The sequence below is a fragment of the Paenibacillus ottowii genome (assembly GCF_050516475.1).
Classification (GTDB): Bacteria; Bacillota; Bacilli; order Paenibacillales; family Paenibacillaceae; genus Paenibacillus; species Paenibacillus ottowii.
Genome location: NZ_CP191577.1, coordinates 5,239,250 through 5,247,166 on the forward strand (window position 1 = coordinate 5,239,250; position 7,917 = coordinate 5,247,166).

General features: G+C 42.6%; 8 protein-coding genes. 5 read left to right on the forward strand and 3 right to left on the reverse strand.

Annotated elements, in window-relative coordinates; genetic code table 11:
• Positions 1–26: 26 nt before the first annotated feature.
• Both ACQQ6X_RS24285 and ACQQ6X_RS24290 read right to left on the reverse strand, forming a co-directional pair.
• A complete protein-coding gene (locus tag ACQQ6X_RS24285; protein WP_305167416.1) occupies positions 27–707 on the reverse strand; it encodes a VOC family protein in 681 nt (226 codons plus the stop codon).
• A 107-nt stretch (positions 708–814) separates the two neighbouring features.
• A complete protein-coding gene (locus ACQQ6X_RS24290) occupies positions 815–1,633 on the reverse strand; it encodes an alpha/beta fold hydrolase (RefSeq protein ID WP_305167417.1) in 819 nt (272 codons plus the stop codon).
• Positions 1,634–2,409: 776 nt separating this feature from the next.
• Between ACQQ6X_RS24290 and aiiA the strand changes: the two genes are divergently transcribed.
• From aiiA to ACQQ6X_RS24315, 5 genes are all read left to right on the forward strand, one after another.
• The gene (gene aiiA, locus ACQQ6X_RS24295; RefSeq protein ID WP_250239361.1) at positions 2,410–3,168 is read left to right on the forward strand and encodes a quorum-quenching N-acyl homoserine lactonase AiiA; all 759 of its coding nucleotides are present in this window, start codon (positions 2,410–2,412) and stop codon (positions 3,166–3,168) included.
• Between the two features lie 14 nt (positions 3,169–3,182).
• On the forward strand, positions 3,183–4,505 hold the full coding sequence (locus ACQQ6X_RS24300; RefSeq protein WP_305167418.1) for an MFS transporter: 1,323 nt from the start codon (positions 3,183–3,185) through the stop codon (positions 4,503–4,505).
• Between the two features lie 45 nt (positions 4,506–4,550).
• Positions 4,551–5,939: an amidase gene (locus ACQQ6X_RS24305; protein WP_305167419.1), complete on the forward strand. Its 1,389-nt coding sequence runs from the start codon at positions 4,551–4,553 to the stop codon at positions 5,937–5,939.
• Between the two features lie 28 nt (positions 5,940–5,967).
• Positions 5,968–6,159: a hypothetical protein gene (locus ACQQ6X_RS24310; protein ID WP_305167420.1), complete on the forward strand. Its 192-nt coding sequence runs from the start codon at positions 5,968–5,970 to the stop codon at positions 6,157–6,159.
• A 159-nt stretch (positions 6,160–6,318) separates the two neighbouring features.
• On the forward strand, positions 6,319–6,930 hold the full coding sequence (locus ACQQ6X_RS24315) for a TetR/AcrR family transcriptional regulator (RefSeq protein ID WP_305167421.1): 612 nt from the start codon (positions 6,319–6,321) through the stop codon (positions 6,928–6,930).
• Between the two features lie 277 nt (positions 6,931–7,207).
• On the opposite strand, the gene ACQQ6X_RS24320 is transcribed toward ACQQ6X_RS24315, so the two are convergent.
• Positions 7,208–7,495: a hypothetical protein gene (locus tag ACQQ6X_RS24320; protein WP_305167422.1), complete on the reverse strand. Its 288-nt coding sequence runs from the start codon at positions 7,493–7,495 to the stop codon at positions 7,208–7,210.
• Positions 7,496–7,917: the final 422 nt, after the last annotated feature.

Here is a 7,917-nt window from a genome sequence, read left to right on the forward strand (position 1 = left end):
CTAATTCGGATGGACTATTCGAAAAATCAATCATGAATAACGAAATCTTCGCCTGATGTGAAAGTGATGTGTCCGATGTTTTCGATCCATACCTCTACTGGATAAGATACGGCCTCTTTTCCGTTTGAAAAAAACCACTCTCTTCCTTTATGCACAATGATGAATAGACCATGCTCATCCCCTATGGGAGCGAAGTTTTCAGATGACTCTCCAAAGTTCGGTATCCCCAGTTCATTTAACTTTTTCACTGCATTTGGAACGTTTTTCGAAACGATACCGATCTCACTCACCCCGATCAAGTCCTTCATCGAAAATGGATAATCCGTTTGGTTTTTCAGATTATGCCTCGCAATGAATTCTACGATATTTCCTGACGGGTCCTCAAAATAGAACGAATGAGAATTCCAGAAATCAAAAAACACTTCATCTTCTTGATTCTCTTCAATAAGACTGATTTGAGAAGATACCTTTTTTTTCGCCTCTGCAAATTTATTTTCTGGAATATTGATGGCTATATGATAATAAGGCTTACCATACTGCACTAAGAATCGATCATCCGCCTTTTTGAAGACTACTTGCGTGTAGCCCACATAAACCGTAAATTCATTATCATCTTTGTCATCGGCAATTAAATAATTCAATTTGGAGTAAAATACCTTCATATCTTCGAATTCATTTATCCACAGAACAACCTTGTTAAATTTCATTTTTCATTCCTCCTATAGATTAACCTCTTTCTGTCCGTCCGTGATCGTATCAAGGCCAGAGCTTACGATATTTCCACTGTCCGTTAGTTCAATGGATTAATATTCAACTAAAATCCAAACTCTGTTACTCTTTCAAGCCACTCACGCATAAGTGACTCAAATAATAAAGCCTGTTCAATCTGAAGATTATGACCTGCTCGATCTAGAATGGCAAAGGTTGCTCTAGGATAATTGTCTAAAATTCTGAAAGCGTCTATGTAGCCAACGACTGCATCTTGTCGCCCAAGAGTAAATACTGTTGGTTTATCGAAAACTAATTCATCTATATTGGTGGAAAATCCATAGTTCCTTTGAATCTTGCTAAGAAAATCGTAGTCAGCGATCTTACAACCTGCCACGATCTCTTCAGAATACCTTTTCCAATTATATTCATCGAGAACGACTTGATTGGCGCTAAAATCACTTATTTGCTCTTCACTTAAGGTGTCCATAAACTCGCGATCACTATGAACAACAAAATGCTCGGGAAGTATTCTTCTTTTGTGTTCAGGAATAATTAATGGACAAATCAGTGCGGCTCCACCAATACGATCTTTATGTCTATTAATTATCCCTCTCGTAATATAACCACCGTAAGATTCGCCTGCTATGAGATAATCTTGATTTGGGACAAGAGTTTCAATAAAATTTATAACTGCTTCTAGCATATCATCTGAATTACGAATTTGATCGTAATCCTTTGTTTGTCCCATTCCAGGCAAATCAAGATAGATACGACGCCAACCGGGGATATCTTCAAATATAGGTTCCATACACCCACTCATTAACCGATGGTCTGGTGTAAAACCATGGATCATTATAATCGGTTTGCCTGTACCCATTTCCTCGTAATATATATTGGCATTCTTGACTTTACAATATGGCATACAGACTCCTCCAAAATTGAGTTATTTATAATATTTTCACACTAAAGTAGAATCTACAATGTTTTATCAAGCAAACCAGATCTTCGTTTCCGTCTCGTTTTTATTATATAAGCATGCATAATATATGTAAAGAACACTTGTTCGCTATTCTTATTTTCGGAGTTAAACTAACTTGCCTGTTTTACTATTCATCACCATATAAAGTAGAAAAGCCTTGATTCATCAGTGTTTCTGACGAATCAAGGTCCCTACTTTGTCTCAACTTTAATGGTTACTCACAGTGTTCTATGAGTAATGGCTATACTTGAGACAAAATTTATTCTTACATTCCTAAAATTTCTAGTTCTAAGTGATACTTTCTTGCTTTATAACTGAGACTTATCCTCCAACAATAACATAATCACACCCTAATATGATCACTCGTCATTCTATAACTGTGAAGAGAAATGAGAACCAGTAGATTCCTTTTAGCTACTGGTTCTACCTGAACCGCAACAGCGACACAACATCCGTTTGAGTAAACTGTAGGCGATCTGCCCGGCTAAAAAAGTCTCAGACATATACCAAAAAAAGTATTGCCAAATTCGTCTCATGGCCCCGTTGTTTCTTTGCACTCCACCTAGGCGACATTCTTTAGCTTGGCGTATTGTTGCAGGTGTAAGGCTTTTGCCGAAGCCCAACCGCCGATGACAAATTGACATCGGACAATTTGTCCGATATAATCAAAGCAAAACGGACAAACTGTCCGAATTTACAATATGAAGGGTGAAGCTGGGATGCATATCAAAAAGTTGTATTTTTTACCTGTGGGTGAATGTTTCCTAGATCAATCGGCAGTTAATCGAACCCTTGCCCCCGGGAAATTAGTCGGAATGCCTGTGTGGTCTTTTCTATTGGAAACGACCAGCGGGCCGATACTCATCGATACGGGAATGCCCGACGCTTTTATCAACAATCCCGATTACTACAAGGGGACTAGACGTGAAGGGCGCGTCGTCCCCAACATGTCTGACGGCGACTCGATCGTAAATGTGTTAAAGCGTGTCGGTTATCGACCTGACGATATTCAAATGGTCATTAGCTCCCATTTACACTTGGATCATTCTGGGGGAAACGGGCATTTCCGCAATACGCCGATCCTTATTCAAAGGGCAGAGTATGATGCGGCCATAAACAATGAGGATTACTCTCCATTAGAGTGCAGGCTGCCCGATTTACAATATCAAATCATTGAGGGTGACCATGAATTGATTCCGGGGGTTCAAATTTTATTCACTCCGGGTCATTCCCCTGGCCATCAATCAGTCCTTGTCACAACGGAAAAGTCGGGTCCAGTGCTACTGACAATTGATGTTGCTTATACTCGGGAGAACTTCGAGAATAGCGTACCGTTCTTGACATTCGATCAAGAGATGGCTGCCAAATCGATTACTCGCATGCAGGAGTTAATTCAGGATGTTCGGCCGTCCTATGTTTTCTTGGGACACGATAGAGATCAGGCGCAAAAATGCCGCACCTTTCCTGACTTCCTGTAATGGAGGGACAGGCTATGGATACTCAATCAATGGCTTTATCCGGCAATGAGCGGAAATTAATGGGGACACTTTGCTTGCTCATTATTTTCGGAAACATCAATATGACCATGTTTAATTTGTCTATACCTTCGATTTCCGCTGACTTTGCCCTGACCTCCTCGCAGGTGAGCTGGGTTATGGTCGGTTACAGCATTTTGATGGCTATCGGCGCCGGTACTTACGGCAAGTTAACGGAGTCCTTTTCCTTTCGCCAGCTGTATGTCATTGGTTTAATCCTTTTAGCTTTCGGCTCTATGATCGGCTTTTTTGCAGCTTCATACTTGCAAGTCATCATTGGAAGACTGCTGCAGGCAGCAGGGGCCTCATCCATCTCTCCCCTGTCTTATGCGGCAGTAACCCTGTATTTTAAGCCTACAGTCAAGGGACGGGTGCTGGGAACCTTATCCGCCACAATTGCCTTTGCTTCCGGCTTCGGGCCTGTGTTCGGCGGTTTCGTGGAGCAATACTTTGGCTGGCGTGCTTTGTTCATCGTGTCCAGTCTGAGCCTATTTGTTATCCCTTTGATATTCAAGTATGTTCCTGACAAGAAACACGACCGCGGTTCATTCGATTTTCTCGGAGCTGTTTTGTTCTCCGCGGGACTGGCGTTGGTATTGCTAGGGGTTACGAACTATTGGTTTATGCTCATTGCAGGAGCAGCAGTTCTTCTATGGTTCGGTACTCATATTCAGAAAAAAGAACATCCATTTATCGATGCATCTTTCATGAAAAATGCTCCTTACCGACGAATTCTAGGGATTGGATTCCTTACTTTCGTATGCAACACGGGGTTAACCTTTACTCTTCCTGTCATGATGAAGAATTCCTTTCATTTACCAACTAGTAAAATCGGTCTGCTGATGCTTCCCGGTGCCGCCTGTGCAGCCTTGCTCGGATCCCGGATCGGAGGTTGGACAGATCGTTTCGGAAGCTCCCGCGTGCTTGTCATATCGCAAAGTCTCGTCATCAGCGGATTTATACTACTGGCGGTATCCGTACATTTGCCGCCATGGATCGACGCTTCATTGATCATTATCCTTATGATTGGATTCAACGGTGTCCTCACCTCTAGCAGCAATTTAGTTTCGACGACACTCCGTTCGGCTGAGCTGGGTGTGGGGATGGGTATTTTCACACTGGCCTATCTCCTAGGCGGAGCATTCGGCCCTGCGCTGGTCGGCCGACTGATTGATCTAAAGATGCCTTTTTTTGTTGTTTATTTTACCATTTCCCTGTTGGCAATCCTGACATACTTATTCGCAAGAAAAGCAAATCCTAGCGGAAGCTATGGTAATTAGTTTGGTAGACTTACGACATGTCCGAAAGATACGGAGGATAAATAGATGAGTAAATTAAATTTCCAACTGTCCTTTGCTGCTATTCATGAGCTGGCCGAGGGGATCCGAACAAGGAAAATATCCCCGGTAGAGATTACAGAACATGCGCTTCACCGCATCGAACGTTTGAATCCGAAACTGAACGTTTTCGTTACCCAAACGTCCGAACTGGCGATTGAACAAGCGAAGCAATCGGAACGCGATATTATGCATGGTCGGTACAAAGGGCCCCTTCACGGGATTCCCATCGTTCATAAGGATCTATATTACACTAAAGGGATCCGAACAACTGCCGGTTCAAAAATATTGAACAGCTTCGTCCCCGATTACGATTCGACGGTTGCAGCTAAGCTACATGAGGCTGGAACAGTTCTGCTAGGCAAAGTACAGACTCACGAGTTCGCTGCGGGATTGACAACAACTAGCCCGCACTTCGGTCCTTGCCTCAATCCGTGGAACACTGAACTTGTAACGGGAGGTTCAAGCGGCGGCTCGGCTTCTGCTTTAGCGGCTGGACTTACTTATCTGGGCACAGGCTCGGATACCGGAGGTTCGATCCGCATACCCGCTGCTTTGTGCGGTGTCGTAGGGATGAAGCCGACGTACGGTCGGGTCAGTCGGTATGGTATCATTCCAATGGCCTGGTCATTGGACCACTCGGGTCCGTTGACTCGCTGTGTCATGGATGCGTCCCTGTGCTTGGATGTGATGTCTGGCTTCGATCCAAAGGATGAATCGACTGTCGATCTGCCTGCGCCAGGTATCAAGATGTATCCGAATGGTCTCAGGGGTGTGCGTATCGGATTGCCGACAAGCTACTATTACGAGGATTTGATGCCGGAAGTGGAAGCTGCGATGAAGGCCGCTATCAATAAATTCCGAGAACTGGGAGCAGAAATCATCGAAGTTAGCCTGCCCCTGATCAAACATGTTAGAAGTGCGACGATGGCCATTATGATGACGGAAATGTACTCGTACCACGAGAAGTGGCTTGAGACAGAATTGGAACAGTATGGACCGGACGTCCGAATGTTTCTTGAAAGCAGTAGAGATATTCCGGCTTCCATTTACCTTCAGTCTCAGCGGGCCCGGCAACTAATTGTCAATGATTTTTTGAATGCATTGTCCGGAATCGACATCTTGTTGACGCCGGTAACACCGATCACTGCGCCGCGTGCAGATGATGATGCTAGTGTATTCAGATTGAACTCATTTACGATTCCGACCAATTTGACTGGCTTGCCTAGCCTGAGCATGCCTTGCGGCTTCTCACCTTCCGGTCTGCCGATTAATATGCAATTGATTGGCCGCCCCTTCGAAGAAGCGACAGTACTAGGTATCGGCAATACTTATGAAATGAATACAGACTGGCACAAGAGACATCCGGATTTGTAAGCCTACTATATTTGATGGAGGGTAATCTATGGATCAAAAGCAACTTATCTCTGAAGTTAGCAGGAAAGCATCAACCGAAACCGGAACAGATATGACGAGCGACAAGAAAAAAGCATACGAGCAGTTTATTCATACGATCGCAAGTTTAAAGGAACTGGACCTATCGGGCATTGAACCGCATTTTCCTCCAATTTACAAAAAGCACTATGCCAAGAAATAAAAAAAAGCTCATCGCTCACCCAAATGAATGCATTTTTAATTTTTCACGAATTGTATTATAATTATGAAGACGGACAACATGTCCTATACACGAAAAACGGACATATTGTCCGTTTTTCGTGTTAAATAATAGTTAAATTAATGATGAAGGGAGATGTTTATGGTGAATTCAGAATCGCAATCTGTCTCTCTGAAAATTCCCAGAGAGGAGTTAAACCGAAGACGAATTTTGGCGGCGGCTAGAGAACTTTTCATCAAAAACGGTGTTGACAATGTCAATATGCATCAGATTGCGAAGACTGCTGGAGTAGGACAAGCAAGCCTATACCGCCGCTACTCGGATAAGGGCGACATATGTCAGGAGATCGCGTATGAAGAATACCAACCTTTGTTTGATGAAGTTCAAGCATTTCTTGATCAATCCCCAGAAGCCGCTGCCTTGGATCGGCTTTACCATGTAATCGTAAGATATGTCTCTTTTTTAGAGGCGAAAGTTCCTTGGCTCTGTGAGGTCAGCCGGGCCTCAACCGGGCATCGTCCGTTACAATCTCCGTTATGTCAATGGATGCGCAATATAAGCAGAAATCTGCTAAATGAGGCCGTTGAACAGGGAGACGTATCCGGGGTGGACATCTCATATACTATTGAAGCCCTGCTGGCCGTGCTTCACAATATCGATTACCATCTCCAAGATGAAGGCTTTACAAGCCAACGAGTTCTTGATGGATTACACCGCGTATTTATTGAAGGTTTAAGAGCTAATAGACATTAATTGAGGAGCTGGCCACAAAGCCACATAACATGGATGAGGGATAGTCCTGTGTAACTCCTCTTTTTATCTCATAATGGTATATTGAATGTACAAAGAAACCATATCCTTTCAAATAGTCGGGTGGTACCTCCATTTTACCCAGGAACGGTTTCTTATTGTTTTACAATTGGAGAACAGGATGTCCCTAGTCATTTTTATGACTTATGGGACAACCCTTTTTTTCTGCCAATGGCTGCTATGCGAATTGTCCGGATCGGACTTCCATGGCACGCTCTCCTTATTCGGTCTTCTTATCATCAGCAGCGCTCTTTCGTCTACTTCCTGTAGGCTTAGTAGCCCGAGAATCCATGGAGAACAAGCAGGTTTTCATCTTATGTATTCCATAATTTGACAAAACGCGCATAATAGTTGCCCTGGATCCGCCATACTTTTTCACAATTTTAGAGATTAACTCTTCTTGCTTAAGTTTAAACACTTCTTCATCCTCATAAAGAAGTTCCTTATATTTATCATTAAATTTTGACACGGCTTGAATATTACCAAACTCCACGTCCAACTTCTCCAATCCATAACCAAACCACCTTTACGAAAAGTATTAATTATGATCCTTAATTTGAATTCGACACCAATAACACCATATGTTCGCATATATAGGATAAATATAGTGAATAGAAACACAAAAAACCAATAGAAACAAGGGGTTTTGTTTCTACTGGTTTAAAAATGTCTCAAACATATACCCAAAAATGTCTCAGTTATCAACCAAATCAGTCTCAATTATTACCATTTACCACATTGTGTGGTGTCATAATTAATGAGAAAACAACAAGCTGAATACATGATTATTCAACGATCATTTTCATAATTAGTGAGAACTCATTGACTCAAAGTTATTCAGTCCCCCCTAATTTTCAAAATTTATGAGAATATCCGCAACTCTAAAAATGCGTATTTATACATTCAATAAGTGTTGTATTACTTCTTCAT

What these genes read in the sequence shown, in the direction of transcription:
- ACQQ6X_RS24285 (WP_305167416.1), bottom strand. Translation starts at nt 707, where the DNA reads ATGAAATTTAACAAGGTTGTTCTGTGGATAAATGAATTCGAAGATATG.
- ACQQ6X_RS24290 (WP_305167417.1), bottom strand. Translation starts at nt 1,633, where the DNA reads ATGCCATATTGTAAAGTCAAGAATGCCAATATATATTACGAGGAAATG.
- aiiA (WP_250239361.1), top strand. Translation starts at nt 2,410, where the DNA reads ATGCATATCAAAAAGTTGTATTTTTTACCTGTGGGTGAATGTTTCCTA.
- ACQQ6X_RS24300 (WP_305167418.1), top strand. Translation starts at nt 3,183, where the DNA reads ATGGATACTCAATCAATGGCTTTATCCGGCAATGAGCGGAAATTAATG.
- ACQQ6X_RS24305 (WP_305167419.1), top strand. Translation starts at nt 4,551, where the DNA reads ATGAGTAAATTAAATTTCCAACTGTCCTTTGCTGCTATTCATGAGCTG.
- ACQQ6X_RS24310 (WP_305167420.1), top strand. Translation starts at nt 5,968, where the DNA reads ATGGATCAAAAGCAACTTATCTCTGAAGTTAGCAGGAAAGCATCAACC.
- ACQQ6X_RS24315 (WP_305167421.1), top strand. Translation starts at nt 6,319, where the DNA reads ATGGTGAATTCAGAATCGCAATCTGTCTCTCTGAAAATTCCCAGAGAG.